Below are 20,100 nucleotides of genomic sequence, written 5' to 3' on the forward strand. Positions count from 1 at the left end.
AAGTTTTGGCTTTAGTTCTACTTATGTTCTGGTTTCTATACTTGGTCTATCACATAAAGGAGGCCATGAAAATTGCAGGAGTATGTATTAAAAACAAATCAGCTATCCAAAAAGTTTAAGGGCCATAGAGCGCTGGACAAAGTTAATTTGTCCATTCGCAGAGGCTCGATTTATGGATTCATTGGGCAGAACGGAGCGGGAAAATCAACGTTGATCCGCCTTGTGACGGGACTTGCCTTTCCGACCGAGGGATCGATTGAGCTGTTCGGCACCAGCGAAGAGCAGGCGTTAATCCAGGCTCGCAAACGAATCGGCTCTAGTATCGAGAGCCCTGCCCTGTTTCCTCACATGACCGCCAGCGAGAATCTGGAAGCGAACCGGATTCTACGAGGTATTCCCGGCAAAGATTGCGTTCCCAGAATGCTGAAGCAGGTTGGGCTAGAAGAAACCGGCAAGAAAAAAGCGAAAAATTTTTCACTAGGAATGAAGCAGAGGCTAGGTCTGGCGATCGCCTTGCTGGGCGATCCGGAATTCCTGATTCTGGACGAGCCGACAAATGGATTGGATCCGATGGGCGTTATTGAAATGCGGGAGCTGCTCAAGAAATTAAATCGGGAGTCGGGCATTACGATCCTAATCTCAAGCCATATACTTAGCGAGTTGCATTTGATGGCAAGTCATTATGGCATTATCGATCGCGGTCGGCTACTGGAGCAGCTCACTGCCAAAGAGTTGGACGAAAAATGCCGGCAGTATGTGTATATTAAAGTGAATGATCCGGGCATGGCAACAGCCGTTATTCAGAATGAGCTGGGCACAACTGATTTCGAAGTGATGCAGGATGGAGGCATCAAATTGTATAACCGTATTGAGCAGCCAAGTAAAATTTCTTCTGCGCTGTTCTCTGCGGGATTGGAGGTTGAGAAGTTCACATCTATGAGCGAAGACTTGGAGAGTTACTTCACGAAGCGGATTGGAGGTAATCCGCATGTATAATCTGATTGCAGTCGAGTTTTTTAAGCTCCGTAAGAACAGATCGTTCTGGACGTTGCTGATCGCGCTTGCCGCAATCTCGCTTGTTTATCCCTTAATGTATTATTTTGATCACCAGTCCAGTGGAGAGCCGCAATTCACGGGAGCCGAATTTCTGGGCACCTTTATTGCAAGCAATACCTACGCTATCAAATTCGGTGTAGCAGTGTTGGCCGGATTCTTCATTTCCAACGAGTATGCTACAGGTATCATGAAAACGATCGCTTCGTCGGGCAACACAAGAGGGCGACTGTATGTGGCAAAACTAACCGGATTCGCAGTCGGAGTCATGTTGGTTTCTCTCGTTTTTCCTATCGTCAGTACGGTGGAAGTCACGCTGCTTTCAGGCTTTGGTCATTTGCCGGAGGGAAGTACTGAGTTTTTCATACCTAGAGTGCTTGGGCTGACGCTATTGTATACGGCGGCCTACGCAGCCATCGGGGCGCTGATTGCTGTAATCCTAACTGACAGCGGAAAAACGATCGGGTTTTCGATGATTTTCTTACTGATGGTCGATATAGTTTTGGCTGGCATAGGTTCGAAAGTCGAATTCTTTGGTAAGGTGTACGATTATTCCATCTTTAAACTGATTGGGGATATCGGCAAACCCAGCATCGATAGCGGAGATTTGCCCGCGCTCCTGCTTGTGCCGTTGCTGACAATTGCCTTATGTGCTATGCTCGGTATTTTTGTGTTCCGCCGAAAGGATATTAAATAATAGATGGGAGTGGGGAGATTGTTGCTTATCCTGACGATCTTATCGATGGCGGCAGCAGCTCTCCTGCTTGTCCATCTACTGATGCTAAGGCGAGAGTTAGGACGGATGACGGAGCAATTGCGAAGCTACAACGAAGGAGTAACTGGTAAAAAAATCGATGTCGCTCTATTCGACCTGAAGCTCGAAGCGCTTGCTGGGCAAATCAATCGTCAGTCTCATTTAATAGTCGAAGCAGGAGCACAAAGAAAACAAATCGAAAACGAATTTCGGCAGGCGGCCGTGAACATTTCCCATGATATCCGTACTCCGCTAACCTCTATTCTCGGCTATATCCAACTGTTGGAGGCGGAGACCATAACGCCTGAAGAGAAACTCGAGTACGTCAATATCGTTAAAAATCGGACCAAACGCTTGCAGGCGTTGTTAAACGATTTTTTTGAGCTTTCCGTGATCGAATCTCTGGATTATCCCCTTAAAACTGAAAGGCTTGGGTTGACCGCCATGATCTCCGACATTTTGGTCGAATTTTACGATTCGTTCAACGAACGCGGCATCATGCCTGACATACGCCTACCGGAGGAAAATTTGTCCATATACGCCGACGAATCAGCTGTGCGGAGAGTGGTTGAAAACTTGCTTGTCAACACGGTGAAGTATGCGGCCGGTCAAGTGGAAATTTGGTTAGAACGGCAGCGGGAGACAGTAGAATTGACGATTATTAACGATGCGAAGGAATTAGTGGGAAGCGATGTTAACCTCTTGTTTGATCGGTTCTACACTGCAGACCGTGCCCGATCCGCCCAAACATCTGGGCTTGGCCTTCCTATCGCGAAAAGTCTGATGAACAACATGGGCGGTACGTTGACGGCCGAACTGCGCGGTGAAAAGTTGATGCTCGTCTGCCGCTGGAAAAAGTAACAAAGGCCATTTCGAAATGGATGAAGTGCTCCAGCCACGGCTCCGGTAATCGAACCAAGTTAAAGCAACCTCTCGAGGTTGCTTTTATTAATTGGTGGCCTCAGAAGTTAAACTGATAGGAACTGAATTTTGTGATATCGTTATTAGTGAACGGCTAAGCCTTTTATTCGGAGCAAATGGGTTAAATACTGTATCTTGCAAACGGAGCTGGAAGAAATGCTTTTTTACTTTTTTGCCTTACTGTCGGCTGCTGTCGTTATTTTGTTTAATGACATCCGAAATGAGACTAACCGTTGGGCGACCTTCTTTTTGTGCTGTGCTGCCATCGGCGGGGTAACGGATTCCTTATATAAAGCTAATTTCGATATGGGTTCGCATGTGACGCAATTTATTAACCTTGTCATGACACCTTATGGAGTGCTGGTATTCAGTCTTATTTATTCAGGAGTAAGCCGGTCTAAAATGAGGATTTATAAGTGGGCGGCACTGCTTCCCGTGGGCATCATGCTGGCAGCGACTTGTTCGTCTCCGGAATATTTAATAAATGATAAGCTTTTACTCGTCTGGACCGCACCTTATTACTTAGTTTCCTGCTACGTTATTATTGTCTCTTCGCTAAAAGAAAGAGACAACTTAAATAAGAAGAAGCGCTTTGTCACCGCCATTATTGTCGTGCCGACGCTATTGGCCGTACTTGTGTTTATTTACGGAGCTAGGGCGATACGGCCGGAATTCGATTTTTTTAATTACATATCCGTGTTTATTGGTTATTCTCTTGCCACGGGATTATTAGGTACTTTTTTATACGGCGTGCTGGGCGTCAAGCTGCGGTTTGAGCGTGATCCTCTTGAAGGCGCAATGAAGGCAGTTGGTTCGGGATCCGCCTTATTAAATCATACGATAAAGAACGAAATCGGTAAAATCGCCATCAGCTCCGAAAACTTAAAATCGACTATTCCTGCAAACGACGAAGCGTCCAGACAGCATCTGGACATCATTTCGAGCGCTTCCGAACATATGTTGACCATGGTCTCTCGAATTCACGAGAAGACGAGGGAAATTGTTCTAAGAGAGCAGCCTTGTCGATTGGATCAATTGTGCGAGGAATGCCTCGATCACCGACAGCAATTGTTGCTGAATGATCACAACATAAAGATAACTGCAGATTACTCCGTCCGCCCGACCGTACGATGTGATCCCGTACATATGAAAGAAGTGGTCAACAACCTTCTATTGAATGCGATAGAGGCTATGCCTGCTGCCGGAGGAACGGTTGAAATCCGACTGAACGCGATTAAGAAAGGCATTCTTCTGACGGTGGAAGATAACGGGGCGGGAATATCGGCGCAACGGTTGGCTCATGTGTTTGAACCATTCTTCAGCACGAAAGAAAGGTCCCGAAATTTCGGTCTCGGTCTCTCGTATGTCTATCAGGTTATGCAGAAAAGCGGAGGCTTAGCCCGGATAAGTAGCCGAGAAAATATCGGCACCTCGATCGAGCTTTATTTTCCTCGTCACAAAATCATCCAAGCGAATAGGGGGAAATCCGTATGAGCCATATTAAAGTATTTCTTGTAGAGGATGATACGGATTGGATTAAAGCGATTACCGCTTTTTTGAATAAGGAAGAGGATATGCTGGTGGTCGGATCAGCGACGAGCGCAGAAGAAGCAATCCGTCTTGCGTATACGGTATCGTTCGATGTCGTATTAATGGATATTCAACTGACCGACAAGGGCTTGGACGGCATCTATGCGGCGGTTGAAATGCTTGAAATTCGCCCTACCAAAATCATTATGCTGACCTCTCTAACCGACGAGCATGTGATGACGCAGGCTTTTACGGCAGGGGCAATCCATTATTTGGACAAGACCCGCTTCAAGGAATTGCCGCATATGATTCGCAGCGCCCACCATCATTCGGCGGCAATGGAAGCGCTCCTGAAAGAGTTGTCCCGATTAAAACGGGAGGAACAGTTGAAACAGCTGACGGAAGCGGAACGCGAAGTGTTCGAACTAATCGAAGAGGGTTATACGCAAGCTCAGATTGAGCGAAAATTGTACAAAGCCGAAAGCACGCTCAAAAACCAAGTCAACAAAATACTGAAAAAGTTCGGCGCGAAAAGTAGCAAGGAAGCCGTCGAGATGGTGAAGAGGAAGGGGCTATTCCGGAAAGGGCGCGAGGAATAGAGAAGGACAGCGTGAGAGGTATCGCACTTAGCAAACTTAACGCGGGGTACTACGTAATGTAGTACCTTTTTTGGCATCCGCCTATAGAAGTTGGAACTAAGCAACGTGCGGCAGACCCGTTACAATTCAAGGGAGAGGAGGGGATGATGGGATGCAACAGAACCCTATCGACTCGAAAGAGCTGATTTATTTGCTAATTGACGGTGAATGTACGCTCTGTCATCGACTGGCACGATTTGTATACAGGCGAGATCGGGCAGGCCGATTCCGTTTTGCCCCCTTGCAATCGAAGGCGGGTCAACGGCTTCTAAAGCAAGTAGAATTGCCCCTGGATAATCAGGAAACGTTCATTCTGATACAAGACGGGCGCTACTATATGAAGTCCAATGCAGCTCTCCGCGTCTTTCGTAAGCTCGACGGGGGTTGGCCGCTTCTTTATGGACTTGTCGTATTTCCCTTGAAGATCCGAGACAAAGCGTATGACGTCATCGCACGGAGACGTTATCGATTGTTCGGCAGAAGAGACGCGTGTATGCTGCCCGAAGCGGGATTGAGAGAGCGATTCGTTGAAGTGGGAGAGGAGATCATCGCATGAATCAGATGACGAACGAGTGGACGGAACTGATCAGATGGGCGGGTTATTTGCAATTGGGAGTCGTAGTCGGCAGTCTTGCCGTACCTTATCTGCTTCAATGGCGAAACGAATTATCGTCCGTTCGCACGTTGATCAAGCAGGTGTTCTGGACGTATGCCGGCTACATTTTGTGCACCAATTTGTTTTTTGCGATTTTGTCGATCTTTCTGGCTCCCAGTTTGGCGGATGGTACTGAACTGGCCACAGCGATCTGTCTCTTTATTACCCTGTATTGGGGAGCCCGTCTGGTTATACAGTTTTTTTATTTCGATAAAAAAGGAATTCCGAGCGGAGGGGTTTATCGATACGGGGAATGGCTGCTTTCCCTCTGCTTCGTATTTTTCACGATCGTGTACGGCGGAGCGGCTCTCCTGCGCGTCTGGGGGGCTCCATGACTCCCGCTTTGATTTTGCTAATCTGCGTTTGTATTCCAGTGCTGGGATATCGAATGGCTCAGATGCGATCGATAGCTGTAAAACGCGGACTAGTCTGGGGCATGACGGTGTGCGCACTATTATTAACAGATAGAATCATGCTCTTCCAACCTCCCGCTTTAAGGATGATAGCCATTATCGGGGTATTGTTATATGCCATGAAATCCGTTACTTACGTTGAATGTTCAAATCGGGACAAACGGAAGCTGCCCGTGCTCCATTGGATAGCCTTTCACCTCTGGATTGGAATGAGACCTTATGTATTCGCGAAACGGAAGGCAGGAGCCAATAGGGACGCCGGAAAATATATCGTATCGGGAATTCTAAGAGTAATATGGGGCCTCCTATTAATGGGTTTATCTTGGCTCGTATGGCATTCGGCTTTTCAATGGAACTGGAATTATCGCTACGGCATGATCGGGGCGACCGTTTTATTGATGGCAGGGTTAAGTTTTGCGGGCCATTTTGGTCTACTGAAAATATGGGCAGGGATTTGGAGACTTGCGGGGTTTGATTGTCAGCCATTATTTCGCAATCCAGCGATGTCAAGGAGCTTGAATGAATTTTGGAGTCGGCGATGGAATCTGGCATTTTCGGAAATGACGACTTTGGGCGTTTACCGTCCACTGAGCGGTAGTATCGGTAAGAACGGAGCGGCATTCGCCTCCTTTATATTTTCGGGAATATTACATGAGTTGGCAATCTCTTTACCCGTCCGGCAAAGCTTTGGAATGCCGTTGCTCTATTTTGTAATTAATGGGACGGGGGTCGTAATCGAGCGTACAATGGAGAGAAGAGGCTTTTCCGTTGCCGGAGTTGCGTGGCTAGGTCGCATTTGGACATTCGTCTGGCTGGTTTTGCCGGTCCCCTTGTTATTTAATTCATCTTTTCTGAAAAGTATCATCTGGCCGATTATCGGCATTTATTAAGAATCGCATTGAGAAAAAATATGAAAATGGTCCAATATGGAGCAGTGAAACTGACTCAGCTTTTCATAGTTACCCCGCTTAAATATGGGCATCTGCATCCACATCCTGAATGAGCTCTACGGTTTCTCCGCCGGGCGCATTAAGAAAGCCGTATTTCATATGAACGACCTGGCCGGAACGGGTAGGAATGTGGGAGATCGCAGGCTTGGAGGCGACAGTGGCTCCGTTGGCGATCGCTCTTTCGAAAGCGGCTTCCATGTTGTCGGTCCAAATGGCGACATGCTGCCATTTGCCAAGGGCAAACGGTTCGGGACTGCCGAATATTTCTAAGTAATCGCCGGTACCCAGATCCAGAATAAAGGCGTGATCCTCTTTCCCTTCCGCCCCCCATTCCGCAACCAGTTCGGCATCGAAGGCGTTTCTGTAAAAGTTTGCGGCAACATGTAAATCAGGCACGCGCAGGCAAACGTGATGGATCCCTTTTTGTTTTAGTTTTGCATACATCCGTTTAACACCCTACCTTTCTTATAGTCTGTGATCCAGATTTTCGCGAGCATCGCGGGGGAGGTAACCGTCGGCCGATGTCGGAATCGTCATATCGGGACTCGGTGCCATCCATTTCGCGGCATTGCGCAGTACTTGATGGATTTCCTTCTGATACAGGATCGGAAAAGTTTCGTGTCCGGGGGTGAACTGGAACAGTTTTCCTCTTCCGCGGTAATAAACGTTGCCGCTGCGGCAGACATCGCCGCCCTCCCACCAGGCAATAAAGACGGTCTGATCCGGTTCGGGAATCAGCTGCGGTTCACCGTACATTTCATCTGCGGGAATTTCGATGCAATCGTTGATGCCATAGGCGATGGGATGGCCGGGATTGGTGACCCAGACTCTTTCCTTTTCGCCCTTGGGCATGGTACGAAAGCGCCCCCAAAGACCGGCATCATAATAAATGCCGAGCATTCTCTGCCAAGGTTTCGAAAAGATGGAGGAATGGAGGGCGACAAAGCCCATTCCTCGGTTGACGACATGATAGCAAATGCGGTTTGCGACCGTGTCATCGAAAGCGGCATTGTCGATATGGCTCCACCAGATAAGAACATCGGTAGTCGCCAGGATTTCTTCGGAAAGTCCATGGGAAGGCATATCCTGAGTGGCAATCGTCACTTCAAAATCATCATAGCCATGAAAAGCCTGGGCGATAGCAGCATGAATACCATCGGGATAGATTGATTTCACGGGCTCACTGCGGTCCTGATTGTGCTCGTTGAATATGGTGACATGGATTTTTCGTTCCATTAGGAAGATCCCCTTGTTATTGTTCGAATTGAAAACCCAGACGGGCACCACAAGATTCCCGGATGATTAAACGGGGCTCATGGGAAATGTTGATCCCTTCGGAATCATTATTGATAGCGCTTATCAAGGTCATGATGGACATGCGTCCCAGGTAACTGTTCTGCTGGTCCAGCGTTGTCAGGCGGGGGCAGTTATATTCGCCTGAGGGAAACTGATCACAGCTGACAACAGAGATATCTTCCGGTACACGTAGTCCTTTATCTGCTATCGCCCGGATGGCACCTTGCGCTACTGCATCGTTCATGCAGATAATTGCGGTAGGGGTCGTTTCCGTTTGTTCCAGCAGTTTAGCCATAGCTCGATAGCCGTCTGGTGCGTAATAATTACTTAAAGAGATCAGGGAAGGGTCAAAGGGGATCGCCAGGTTCTTCAGCGTCTGTGTATAGGCAGCCAGTCTGGCTGTGGTAGTACGAATCCCTTCCTCACCTCCAACAAAGCCTATCCTGCGGCGACCCAGCGCCAGTAGATGATGGATCAGGGCAGATATACCGCCGCTTAAATTTCGGTTCAAGAAGGTACAACTGCAGTCCGGAACGGACTGTCCCAGAATGACTACTGGAATCTGTCTGCCCATACGGTTTAAGGCTTCTTTATAGGAATCAGAAATTTGATCTCGGTCGATTTCACCTCCCAAAATCAATACACCATCCACCTTTTTATCCAGCATCATCTGGAAATAGGTGTTTTCCGGTATGGCATCGGAAACACCATGGTTGGACCCACCATAAAAGGTGTTGCATAAGATGATGGAATACCCGAAGTCTACTGCGTAGCGCTGGATCTCCAGATACAGCTCACTAAAGTAAGGATTTGTGATATCTGATACGATAACTCCCAGCGTCTGGGTATGGTTACTGGTCATGGCACGTGCCACGGAGCTTGGTGAGAAGTGGTATTTGTTAATGATGTCAGTCACATGTGCCTTTGTCTTTGCGGAAACATAAGGACTGTTGTTGATAACGCGGGATATTGTGGAAACAGACACCCCGCTCAACTCTGCGATTTTATAAATGGTAAGGTTTTTCTGATCATCCGACATGAAAAAATTCCTCTCTGCTATAACATCTAACATCTATACAGGAACACTAACATATGATATTGTAACCGGTACCAGGATGTCGCATAAAGTGTACCATATGCTTAAAAAACAGGGAAAAACAAGTAATCTAATATTTTTCTTAATTGTAGTATGGGAAAAATTAAAAGTCAACGTAATCGAAATGATTTTGATACCGATACCAAAATAAAGAGGACAGACAGAAAATGTAAAATTGATGTTAAAATGATGTTGACAAGAATGAAATGTTTAATTTATAGTTCAGTTCAGGAAGTGAAAATTCCAAAAAAATGATAAGTGGAGGTCAGTTTTATTTTTTATTTCGTTTTGGTACCGATACCAAATTTTTCGTCAATGTAAATTTATGTTTGACAAAAATGAAATGTTTAATTTATAGTTCAGTTCAGGAAGTAAAAATTCCAAAAAACGATAAATGGAGGTTGCTTATATTTTTTTATTTCATTTTGGTACCGGTACCAAAACGGTTTAGGCTAGGGGGTAAAATGCCAGAAAATGATAAATCGAGGTTGCTTTTATTTTTTTTATCATTTTGGCACCGCTTTCAATATTTCGTTAGGTAAATTTGAAATTGAAATGCCCTTAAAAAGAGGCTTTGGTATCGATACCAATAGTAAAGGGAGAAGTTGCGATGCGAATGGACAGGGAGACGAAAAAGACAGCGCAGAACCAGTTGATTAAACAAAAGAAGGGTGGTGTATTCAATGAGCTGTACAGACACAGGACTTTATATGCAATGACGCTTCCGGCGTTGTGCTTTTTCCTGATTTTCAGCTATATCCCCATGATGGGTGTGTATTATGCATTTGTTGATTATGACTTTGGCAAGGGTATTCTTCACAGTCAGTTTGTGGGACTAAAGAATTTTCAGTATTTCGTTTCCGGCGGATGGAGTGCACCGATTGTTTACTTGACCAAGAATACGATCCTTTACAATCTGGTGTTTATTCTCCTGGGAAATATCATGCAGTGTATGTTTGCCATCATGATTACAACGGTTGTCGGACGGCTTTTTAAGAGAGTAACGCAATCTGTTATGCTGCTGCCGCACTTTGTATCCTACGTTATCGTGGGAACGATTGCCTATAATATTTTCAACAGCAACTATGGTGTACTCAATTCGCTGCTGAAGGCTTTGGGCGGGAGCGGGATCAGCGTGTATATGATTGAATGGATATGGCCATTTATCATCACATTTTTCTTCCTATGGAAAGGTACCGGCTTTGGTATGGTGGTTTATCTTGCTGCAATCACGGGCTTTGACCGGGAGGTTTATGAAGCAGCAAAAATCGACGGCTGTAACCTATTTAAGGAGATCAGGTACATAACACTGCCGATGTTAAAGCCAACATTTATTATGCTGGTGCTGTTCAGCCTTGGCGGTATCATGAGAGGACAGTTTGAATTGTTCTATAACCTGGTTCAGAGAAACGGACAGTTATTCAATGTAACGGATGTTCTGGATACCTACATATACCGTGCGATGACCGTCAATTTCAATCTGGGTACCTCTACGGCGGCAGGTGTTTACCAGTCCGTATTCGGCCTTATTCTTGTGGTCACCGTAAACAAGATCATACGTAAGACGAGTCCGGAAAACGCCTTATTCTAAATAAGGAGAGTTGAGAAAGATGAATAATCATAAATTATCTGCCAGTGAAAAAGGATTAAAAATATTTTTCTATATCGTTCTTTCAATTGTGTCTATTGTCTGTGTACTACCCTTTATTCTGGTGATTTCCGGTTCTCTTTCAGACAGCACACAGATATTGCAAAACGGTTACTCCATTCTGCCCAGGGGATTTTCGCTGGATGGCTACCGTAGTATTTTCCTGTTTCCGATGCAGATTGCTAAAGCCTATGGTGTCAGTATCTTTGTAACCGGTGCGGGAACCGGCATTGGTCTGATGGTCATGACCTTCTGCGGTTATGCGATTTCCAGAAGCGAATTAAGATATCGCAATGTCATTGCTTTCATTATTTATTTTACGACTCTTTTTTCCGGCGGTCTGGTACCCTGGTATATCGTAGTTACCAAGCTGGGATTAAAGAACAGCATCTGGGCGTTGATCATTCCGTCCATCTGCAGCTCATTCTATATATTGCTCATTCGTAATTTTATGAAGACGATTCCGGATGCCCTTGTGGAATCTGCAAGGCTGGAAGGAGCTGGGGAGTTTCGTACCCTTGTACAAATCGTCGTGCCAATGTCAAAGCCGATCCTGGCCACCATTGCCTTGTTTCTGGCACTTGCATACTGGAATGACTGGTACCTGGCTTCCCTTTATATTACAAAAGCCGATTTGTGGCCTCTACAATACCGGTTATACAACATCCTGAATGCTGCCTCCAAGATCGCGTCGGTCGGAGCGGAGAACTTTTCCAGCAAAATTCTGCCGACAGAGACACAGAAGCTGGCGAACGCGATTGTGGCAACAGGACCGATTATTTTCCTATATCCTTTCCTGCAGAAGTACTTTGTTCAGGGTATTTCCATCGGAGCGGTAAAAGGATAATTCCAAAGTGGTAGTAATGCAAATTACTATATAAACCTAATTTTTGAAAATTGGGGCAAGGGTCAAAAAGCAGGAACAATTCATATCAAAAAGAGGAGGAAACTGAAAGATGAGAAAAAGTATTAAGAAACTGACGGTAGGGTTATTGGGAGCAACGATGGTTCTTAGCAGTGCTGCATGCAGCACTAAGGCACCGACAGAAAGTACGGAGAGCACAGAGTATAAGGGTGATTTGGATTATGTGAAGCTGAGAATGTATGCGATTTCCGATGCACCCAATAATACGGACCTGGCAAAGCAGTATTGGGATAAGCTCAATGACAGATTAAAAAAGGAACTTAATACGACTATTGATTTCACTTATGCAGCAGGCAATGATTACAGAAACAACTATGCTCTGGCAATTGCTTCAGGAGAAGAATATGACCTGATGCAGGCGGCTCCCGGCTGGTTGGATTATCAAAGCTATGCATCAAAGAACGCATTTAAGCCGCTTGATGATCTGCTGCCGCAGTATGCACCTTACATCTGGAAGAATATTCCGAAAACGACATGGGATGCAGCATCTGTCAACGGAAAGATCTATGGTGTTCCCGGTTTGGAAACAGGAGTAACAGCACCCGCCTTCGTATACAGAGAGGATTTAAGAAAGAAACACAATCTGCCTGAAATCAAGTCGATGGATGATATTGAGACCTATCTGCAGGGTATCAAGGACAATGAGCCGGGAATAACCCCGAGTGATGATTATCAGAGTCAGGTATACGGTACTTCCTGGATTTACACCACACCATATATCGGCATCGATGAAATTCATGACAGACTTTACAACTTTGTTTATGACCCCAGAAACGGTCAAGTGCTCAGTGTTATCGAGACCCCTGAATTCAAAGAATATATGAATAAAATGAAGGATTGGGCTGACCGAGGCTTTTGGTCTTCCAGCGTACTTACCAGCACTAACTGGGGCGTATCGCAGGTACTCAACGGAGTAGCAGCGGCATCCTTCAATGAACAGTTGCCCGGCTATAACAACCATGCGACACAGGTAGCAAAAGAACATGGCGCTGAGGGCTGGGAATTGAATTATTTTATGTATTTTGAAGGAAATCCAGACTCCGTTCTTCAAGGCTCCACAACCAGCAATATGACGGCAATCTCAACGAATGCTAAGAATCCTGAACGAGCACTGATGGTTCTGGATTATATACAGCAGCATGAAGATCTCTGGAAGTTAATTGCTTATGGTACAGAGGGTGTTAATTACAACCTGACTGCAGATGGAATGATTGATACGTCAAACATTGCAGACGGTGCATCCTTCAACTATTTCCCCAGCGGTATGTTTGCAAATGCAAACTTCAAGAAGCGCAAAAGCGATGCTTGGGTAAATTATGACACCATGATGGAAAAGATCAATAAAAAAGTGGTACCCGACATTTTTGAAGGCTTTGTAATGGATAAAAGCAGCTTCGAGACGCAGTATACAGCACTTAATGATGTAAATAGCCAATATGGATACCCGCTGGAGGCAGGTCTTCTCAAAGATGTGGATAAGGCATACCAGAGATATCTGGATAAAGCCAAGGCTGCAGGTCTTGATAAGGTTAGAGCAGAAGTGGAAAAACAGGTCAATGCTTGGCTTGCATCCAAAAAGTAAAGATTAACAGACCCGTCCTTTCCCGCAAGGGAAGGGGCGGGATTTAAAAAGATAGGATGAGGAAATCCGATAGATTTATCTATGGAAGACAGGTATGGAAGCTTAAAACATCGCAATGGTGAGGAGTGCAGGTCAATGAAGAGCATAGTGTATATTATTCGCGATGATATAAACCACCCGAAGGAAGTCATAGATCCGGTAATGGAAAAGGTTTTCGATTCGGAGCAATGGGAGGTTATCCTCACTGACCGGGCGAAAGATTTGATTGAGACCGAGGCATTGGTAGATTTGGCCTTGTTCTTTACCAACGGGCGTCCTGAAGGGGAGACCAATATGACCCCGGAAGAGCAGCGGCAGATTGTCCAGAAGGTGAGGAACGGCATGGGCATTATGTTCATACATGCAGGACTTGTCCTCATCGAGACGGACAGCCCGTTCTATTTGGAGCTGAATTCCGGCCGATTCATCGAGCATTCTCCCCATCACGTGGAGGTGACGAATAACCCGGTAACAAGCTTCAAGCATCCGATTATCGAGGGCATCGAGCCGTTCGTTGCTATCGACGAGCATTACTACTGTCAAGTGGATACGACGAAAACCGATGTGATTCTGTTCAGCACTTCCCAGCATGTGACGGCAGTAGGGGGATGGGCACATAAGGTTGGGGCAGGCAAAGTAGTGGCGCTGACTCCTGGACATAATCCGGAGGCGCTGGGCCACCCTCAAATGATTCAGCTCATGAAGAACGGTGTGGACTGGGCTGCTCGCCAGAGCTAGAACATAACGAGGGAGCGATGTGTCAGTGGGTTCGATGTCAGTAGCATTAGGATTATATTCGGTATACAAGGAGCTTCAGCGCGACCTGGAGTCGACGCTGCGCAGAGTCAAGGCCATCGGCTATGAAGGGGTGGAATTCTACGGCCCGTTCATTCATGAGCCGGAGAAGATTAAAGATCTGCTGGAGGAAATCGGACTCGTCAACTGCGGCTGGCATACGGAATGGAAATTGCTGCAGGCAGATACGATTGACGCAACGCTGGACTACCACACCCGCGCCGGAACGACCAATATTATTATCCCGGCCTTGGGCGGGCCTTGGCAAATTGGACATAAGCAGAGCGAGGATTGCGCGGATGTATGGGTGCAGTATGCAGTCCGCATCAATGAACTTGCGAGGCTGGCGGAAGAGCGGAATTTCCGCATCGGCTACCATACCCATGCGCATGAATTTAATACGCATTTTGGCGAGTCAACGCCGTGGTCGCTTCTTAGCGAACATACCCATTCCGGCATCATACTGGAGCTGGATACAGGCAATTGCATTGAAGCGGAGGCTGATCCGGCCCAGGCTATTGCAGATCACCCGGGGAGAGTACAGCTTGTGCATTGCAAGCCGTTCTCCTGTAAGCTTGGCCACGAGACATTCATCGGCAGCGCTACAGATGACAATGATTGGCCGGCTATTCTTGAGGCATGCAGCCGCTCCGGAACCGAATGGCTGATTGTAGAACATGAATCGGAGATTGAGTATCCCCAGTTTGATGGCGCAGAACGGTGTTATACCGGGCTGCTGGAGCAACTGGGGCAGCTTCGGCCGGCTGTAGACAGAGAAGTTTAGCACAGCATAGATGTGGCATGCAGAAGCTGATGAGCTAACTCATGAAGCCAAGAGGGTTTTCTGCTGCCAATGCATCAGCTTTGTTACTAAACCAGTGGGAGATGTTACTGTGATTCAGACAAATCAGGCGATCAGATTCACAGGCAAGCAGCAAGCATCGCTTGTGCAGTGCGATTGGGAGCCGTCGCCGCTTGCAGCCGATGAAATTATAGGGCGAACGATCGTATCGCTCATTTCGAATGGCTCGGAGATGGGCGCATATATGGACCATTCCGGGGGAATGAAGTATCCGGTAGAGACTGGCTATGCCGCTATTCTCGAGGTGCTTGAGGTGGGGGAAGAGGTTACAAATGTGAGAGTGGGCGAACATGTGCTTGCGTTGTCCCCGCATCAGGCGTACAGCCGGGTCAAATTCAATGATTATATTCCTGTCCCGGTGGGAATGAAGCCGGAGCATGCCGTGATTGGCCGATTCCCGGCAGTCTCGATGACCTCCATGATTCATTCCCGAATCCGCCCGACAGAATCGGTTATGGTAACGGGGCTTGGCATTGTGGGCCTCATGTGCGCGCAAGTGATGCAGCATTGCGGCTATGAGGTCTATGCCTTTGATCCGAACGAGGGCCGCAGAGCAACAGCCCGCTCTTGCGGATTGCGCCATGTATATACCTCACCGGATGAAGTGCCGGGACTGAAAGGAACGGCTGGATTGGCGATAGATTGCTCCGGCAGGGAAGAGGCGGTGTATTCCTTGCTTGCCAACCTGCGCAAGGGCGGGGAACTGTATTTGGTCGGCGTGCCTTGGTTCCGTTCTACGGACAAGTTTGCGCATGATTTGCTGCGCAGCATTTTCTATGGATATGTACAGGTTAATTCCGGCTGGGAATGGTCCCTTCCGCGACATTCTTCGGAGTTCCATCCTAACAGCAATCATGGGAGCATCAGGAAAGCTATGGAATGGATTCGCGACGGGCTGCTCCAGGTAGAGAACATTTATGATATCTATGCGCCAAGCGCATGTGGAGAAGTGTATGCGGGAATTGCTGACAGCACATTGACGAAACCCTGCGTTATTTTTGATTGGAGCTTGGTTTAATACCGGCTTGCCGTCGGCAACTCATCACAATTCCAGGAAGAGAGTGAGACCATGTATACAACAACTAAAAAGCAGGGTATCCATCATGTTTGCCTAAAGACACGGGATATCGAAGGTACAGTCAAGTTTTATATAGAAGGTCTTGGCGCACGCTTTGTCGTGGAATGGGGCAAGGATGGGGCGGAGGATCATGCGGTGTTGGTGGATCTGGGTGATGGCGATTTCCTGGAAATCTACGAGACGAAGAGGGAATTTGTCGATGGGATGTGGGAGCATCTGGCAGTTCGTACGATGGATATCGAGGAATCGGTGCGTCGGGCCGTAGCGGCGGGAGCAACGCCTCTTGGCGTTCCGCGCCATAGTAATATTCCGGCCCGCTCGGGCGAAATCGTCAGCTTGAGCTTCTCCTACGTTCGCGCGCCGGGCGGCGAGCTCGTTGAGTTCATTCAGGATGACAATTAAAAACAGGTCTTCGCACCATGATTTGTCTTCAGTTCCTGCGCCAAAAAAGCAAGTGCTATCAGGAGGAACCACAATGGAGAAGTCTGTACTGGCTGTTGATTTGGGAGGAACCAAAATCTTGATCGGGGAAGTTTCGCTGGACGGCGAGGTGCTCGGAAGCAAGGTTTATGCATCGACAGTAGTATCACAAGATCAAGTATTCGAGACGATAGCGGCAAGTCTCAGAGATTATATCAAACATGTGGGACTGCAGCGTGAAGCGGCGGCGATCGGTATCGGCGTAGTAGGACGGGTCAACACGAGCGAGGGCATCTGGCTCGAAATTGATACTTCCAGAAGCCAGCCGATCGAGCTCGCCCAGAAGATTAGCGAGCTGTTCGCGATGCCTTGCACAATCGGCAATGATGTCTACAGTGCAACGCTCGCGGAGCAGAAATGGGGCTGCGGCACCTATTCGAACAATTTTATTTATATGAATATCGGTACGGGGATTGCCGCCCGTAGTGTAGTAAACGGCGAGCCGATTATCGGCGGGCATTTCAATGCGGGCGAGGTTGGGCATCATGTCGTAGATTATGACAGCGATGTTCAATGCATATGCGGAAGGAAGGGCTGTGTGGAGCTGTTGGCTTCCGGGCTCGGGATGCACAATCGGATCGTTGCGCTGAAGCCGTCCTATCCCGATTCGGCCATTGTCATCCCGAATGAAGGCCGTGTAGGTGTCGAAGAGATTTTTACAGGCTACGACCACGGTGATCCGCTCTGTACAGAGGTTGTGGATACTGCGCTGCAGGCTGTAGCGGAAACGATTATGAATATGGTCCGCTTCTCCGATCCGGACACTGTCGTACTTGGCGGCGGTGTTGTTAATGGAAGCTGGTTTATTGATAAGCTGCAGCCCCGGCTGCAGGCGAAGACGATGCGTTTCGTTACTAACGGCGTGAGGAAGTCGGTGATCGACGAGGCCTTTATCGGATTAAAGGGCGCTGCATGGATGGCTATACGAACGATATCCAAGCTGGAAGCTTAAAAGGGGGGATAACGGAATCATGGCATCGAAAATAGCACGTGAACTTGAACTGTCAAATCTGATTCACAGACCGCTGAAGGTGGACGAGAGTGCGTCATTGGAAGCGGACAGCTTGAAGAAGGAAGTATTGGACAGGGTAGTCATTCTCGATCAGGCCGCGGGCGGCAATCGGTGGATGCATCGTGGACTCGGGGCGTCAAGCGTGCTTGAAGGCGGTCTGTTGCAGCTGACTTCTCCGTTTGTTATGGATACATGGCCGGAGGGTTCGCCTAGCGACGGAGATTACAGCACTTACGGGCATGTAGGCGTCTATCGGACGTTCGATCATGAGAACTGGGAGAACTTCAACCGGATTTCCTTCGAAATTTACCCGGACTGCAGCGGAATGTCGAACCCGCATATTAAAGTAGGCATAAAAAATGACGGCACGATCAAAATTCCCGATATTTATCACCGTGAAGGCTCCAATGTCATCAATTTGAAAGACCGGCAGTGGAATGTATGCTCGATGGAAATTCCGGACTTGCCGCGGGACGGGATTACCGAGCTTGAGTTTTGCTATGATATGTACGGCAAAGACCGTGCGACCGGCGATACGATGAAATATAGCATTCGCAACGTCTTCCTGGAAAAGGTAGCCTACCCGAACATTTCGAAGGGATGGCAGCCAAGAAGCAAGGATATTATTTTTTCCCATAACGGCTATAGTGTGGAGCAACCTAAAACGATGATTTTGGCGGAGCAGCAGACATCGACTTTCACCGTTATCGAGCTTGAGACGGGAGAGGAGAAGTTCACCGGTCCCGTTAATCATGTGAGCACCTCTATCGGCAGCTTCTCCGTTGTGGACTTTTCCGCGTTTAAGGAGAAAGGAAAGTATATCGTCCGGGTAGGTGAGCTGCTGACAAAACCCTTCGAGATTGGCGGCGCGGCGGACCGATGGGAAGATTCGATCTGGAAATCGATTAACTTTATCTATTGCGAGCGCTGCGGCTGTCCGGTGCACGGCATTCACGGCAGCTGCCATGAGGATATTCTCGCCCGGCATAACGGTGGAACGATCATTTTCAATGGCGGATGGCATGATGCAGGTGATGTATCCCAGCAACTGGTGCAGACGGCAGAGGTGGCAAACGCCCTCTATGAGATTGCCCATCAAGTGAAGGAGCGCAACTATCCGCTGTACCTTCGTCTTGTCGAAGAGGGAGAATGGGGGGTGGACTTCATTCTGAAGACCCGATTCGGCGATGGCTACCGGGCTACAAGCGCAGGTATCCGAATCTGGTCGGACGGCATCATGGGCAATATGGACGATATGACTGCCCGCGTGCACAACAATCCGTACGAAAACTTTATCCTCTCCGGCATCGAAGCGCAGATCGCCATGTTCATGGAGGATGGGGATATACTGAAGGATAAATTAACAGCCTGTGCGATCCAGGATTTCAAATATGCAGTTGAGCAATTCGAGCTCAGAAGCTTTGCGCCGAAGCCTATCTTCTGGGAGCACACCTACAGTAGCTCGGAAAGCTTGTTCATGGCGACGGCTTCATGGTCGGCATCGCTCCAATTCCAGCTGACAGGCGAGGCTTCCTATGCAATCAAGGCTGTCGAATATTTAGACTATGTTATCGATTCGCAAGAGCTTGCCGGCATTCAAACCGATGACAGCAAGACCGTAGCCGGCTTCTTCTACCGGACACCGGAGAAGAAGGTCATTCAGCATTTCAACCACCAGGCCAGAGAGCATGTGTATTTGCAGGCTTTCAGTGAAATTCTGAAGTCGCAGCCTGAGCATGCCAAGCGTGACAGCTGGACGGAATCCGTCCGAAGCTACGGGGAATATATCAAGTTTCTGACAGCCTTTACAGCGCCGTATCCCATGATTTCAAGTGGCATTTACCATGTGGCTGAGAATGAGGACCGTGAAAGCTTCGAGCTCCAGCATTTGTTGGTTGGGGAGGAAGCGAAAGCGTTGTATACGGAGCAATTGAGGCAGGGTGTCCGTCTGAACGACTACTATTACTTGAAGCGGTTTCCGGTCTGGTTCTCGTTCAAGGGTAACACGGCGATCGTCCTTTCTACAGGCAAGGCCGCGTCCCTGGCAGGCATGCTGCTTGAGGATCAGGAGCTGATCTCGATTGCCGAGAGCCAGCTGCAGTGGGTAGTAGGCAAGAATCCGTTCGGCCAATCGCTGATGTACGGCGAAGGCTATAACTTCGCCCAGCAGTACAGTGTGCTTAGCGGAGAAATTGTAGGTGAAATTCCGGTAGGCGTACAAACTTTCGAGAACGAGGATATTCCATACTGGCCGCAAATGAACAACGCCACCTACAAGGAAGTATGGGTCGGTCTTGCAGGCAAATGGCTGTCTCTGCTCTCCGACTTGTACGCGTACGACAAGCAGAGCGAGGCTTGAGCAAACCATAATGC

General features: G+C 47.8%; 20 protein-coding genes. 17 read left to right on the top strand and 3 right to left on the bottom strand.

What is annotated here, in order from left to right; genetic code table 11:
• Positions 1-72: 72 nt before the first annotated feature.
• The 8 genes from L3D05_RS21305 (at position 73) to L3D05_RS21340 (ending at position 6,854) form a co-directional block, all read left to right on the top strand.
• Positions 73-996, top strand: a complete 924-nt coding sequence (locus L3D05_RS21305; protein ID WP_239618359.1) for an ABC transporter ATP-binding protein — start codon at positions 73-75, stop codon at positions 994-996.
• A complete protein-coding gene (locus L3D05_RS21310) occupies positions 989-1,750 on the top strand; it encodes an ABC transporter permease (RefSeq protein WP_239618361.1) in 762 nt (253 codons plus the stop codon). Before L3D05_RS21305 ends, L3D05_RS21310 begins: the two co-directional genes overlap by 8 nt.
• A gap of 18 nt (positions 1,751-1,768) precedes the next feature.
• Positions 1,769-2,668 carry a sensor histidine kinase gene (locus L3D05_RS21315; protein WP_239618362.1) on the top strand — a complete coding sequence of 300 codons (900 nt, stop codon included), beginning with the start codon at positions 1,769-1,771 and terminating at the stop codon, positions 2,666-2,668.
• A 216-nt stretch (positions 2,669-2,884) separates the two neighbouring features.
• Positions 2,885-4,222 (top strand): sensor histidine kinase, encoded by a 1,338-nt coding sequence (locus L3D05_RS21320; protein WP_239618363.1) that lies wholly within the window; start codon positions 2,885-2,887, stop codon positions 4,220-4,222.
• A complete protein-coding gene (locus tag L3D05_RS21325) occupies positions 4,219-4,857 on the top strand; it encodes a response regulator transcription factor (protein ID WP_239618365.1) in 639 nt (212 codons plus the stop codon). The genes L3D05_RS21320 and L3D05_RS21325 overlap by 4 nt, the downstream gene beginning before the upstream one ends.
• 151 nt (positions 4,858-5,008) lie before the next feature.
• Positions 5,009-5,452, top strand: a complete 444-nt coding sequence (locus tag L3D05_RS21330) for a thiol-disulfide oxidoreductase DCC family protein (protein ID WP_239618366.1) — start codon at positions 5,009-5,011, stop codon at positions 5,450-5,452.
• A complete protein-coding gene (locus L3D05_RS21335) occupies positions 5,449-5,886 on the top strand; it encodes a hypothetical protein (RefSeq protein ID WP_239618367.1) in 438 nt (145 codons plus the stop codon). Before L3D05_RS21330 ends, L3D05_RS21335 begins: the two co-directional genes overlap by 4 nt.
• A gap of 389 nt (positions 5,887-6,275) precedes the next feature.
• Entirely contained in the window at positions 6,276-6,854 is a 579-nt protein-coding gene (locus L3D05_RS21340; RefSeq protein ID WP_239618369.1) for an MBOAT family protein, read from the top strand.
• Between the two features lie 78 nt (positions 6,855-6,932).
• On the opposite strand, the gene L3D05_RS21345 is transcribed toward L3D05_RS21340, so the two are convergent.
• Genes L3D05_RS21345 through L3D05_RS21355 form a run of 3 tightly spaced genes read right to left on the bottom strand, consistent with a single transcriptional unit; the run spans position 6,933 to position 9,249 of the window.
• The gene (locus L3D05_RS21345; protein WP_239618371.1) at positions 6,933-7,358 is read right to left on the bottom strand and encodes a VOC family protein; all 426 of its coding nucleotides are present in this window, start codon (positions 7,356-7,358) and stop codon (positions 6,933-6,935) included.
• A 21-nt stretch (positions 7,359-7,379) separates the two neighbouring features.
• The gene (locus L3D05_RS21350; protein WP_239618373.1) at positions 7,380-8,150 is read right to left on the bottom strand and encodes a ThuA domain-containing protein; all 771 of its coding nucleotides are present in this window, start codon (positions 8,148-8,150) and stop codon (positions 7,380-7,382) included.
• 16 nt (positions 8,151-8,166) lie between these two features.
• Positions 8,167-9,249 (bottom strand): LacI family DNA-binding transcriptional regulator, encoded by a 1,083-nt coding sequence (locus L3D05_RS21355; RefSeq protein ID WP_239618374.1) that lies wholly within the window; start codon positions 9,247-9,249, stop codon positions 8,167-8,169.
• A gap of 667 nt (positions 9,250-9,916) precedes the next feature.
• On the opposite strand from L3D05_RS21355, the gene L3D05_RS21360 reads away from it, so the two are divergent.
• From L3D05_RS21360 to L3D05_RS21400, 9 genes are all read left to right on the top strand, one after another.
• On the top strand, positions 9,917-10,897 hold the full coding sequence (locus L3D05_RS21360) for an ABC transporter permease (RefSeq protein WP_239618375.1): 981 nt from the start codon (positions 9,917-9,919) through the stop codon (positions 10,895-10,897).
• A 19-nt stretch (positions 10,898-10,916) separates the two neighbouring features.
• Positions 10,917-11,801 (top strand): carbohydrate ABC transporter permease, encoded by an 885-nt coding sequence (locus tag L3D05_RS21365; RefSeq protein WP_239618377.1) that lies wholly within the window; start codon positions 10,917-10,919, stop codon positions 11,799-11,801.
• 109 nt (positions 11,802-11,910) lie between these two features.
• Positions 11,911-13,461: an extracellular solute-binding protein gene (locus tag L3D05_RS21370; RefSeq protein ID WP_239618378.1), complete on the top strand. Its 1,551-nt coding sequence runs from the start codon at positions 11,911-11,913 to the stop codon at positions 13,459-13,461.
• Positions 13,462-13,596: 135 nt separating this feature from the next.
• Positions 13,597-14,238, top strand: a complete 642-nt coding sequence (locus L3D05_RS21375) for a ThuA domain-containing protein (protein ID WP_239618379.1) — start codon at positions 13,597-13,599, stop codon at positions 14,236-14,238.
• A 34-nt stretch (positions 14,239-14,272) separates the two neighbouring features.
• Positions 14,273-15,079 (top strand): sugar phosphate isomerase/epimerase family protein, encoded by an 807-nt coding sequence (locus tag L3D05_RS21380; protein WP_239618419.1) that lies wholly within the window; start codon positions 14,273-14,275, stop codon positions 15,077-15,079.
• Positions 15,080-15,188: 109 nt separating this feature from the next.
• Positions 15,189-16,175, top strand: coding sequence for a zinc-binding dehydrogenase (locus tag L3D05_RS26810; RefSeq protein ID WP_239618380.1), 987 nt, complete (start codon positions 15,189-15,191; stop codon positions 16,173-16,175).
• A gap of 51 nt (positions 16,176-16,226) precedes the next feature.
• Positions 16,227-16,637, top strand: a complete 411-nt coding sequence (locus L3D05_RS21390; RefSeq protein WP_239618382.1) for a VOC family protein — start codon at positions 16,227-16,229, stop codon at positions 16,635-16,637.
• A 73-nt stretch (positions 16,638-16,710) separates the two neighbouring features.
• Positions 16,711-17,667: an ROK family protein gene (locus L3D05_RS21395; protein WP_239618384.1), complete on the top strand. Its 957-nt coding sequence runs from the start codon at positions 16,711-16,713 to the stop codon at positions 17,665-17,667.
• Positions 17,668-17,686: 19 nt separating this feature from the next.
• On the top strand, positions 17,687-20,086 hold the full coding sequence (locus L3D05_RS21400) for a glycoside hydrolase family 9 protein (protein ID WP_239618385.1): 2,400 nt from the start codon (positions 17,687-17,689) through the stop codon (positions 20,084-20,086).
• The last annotated feature ends 14 nt before the right edge of the window (positions 20,087-20,100 follow it).

Origin of the sequence: Cohnella mopanensis (genome assembly GCF_022352055.1) — a bacterium.
GTDB classification, from domain to species: Bacteria; Bacillota; Bacilli; order Paenibacillales; family Paenibacillaceae; genus Cohnella; species Cohnella mopanensis.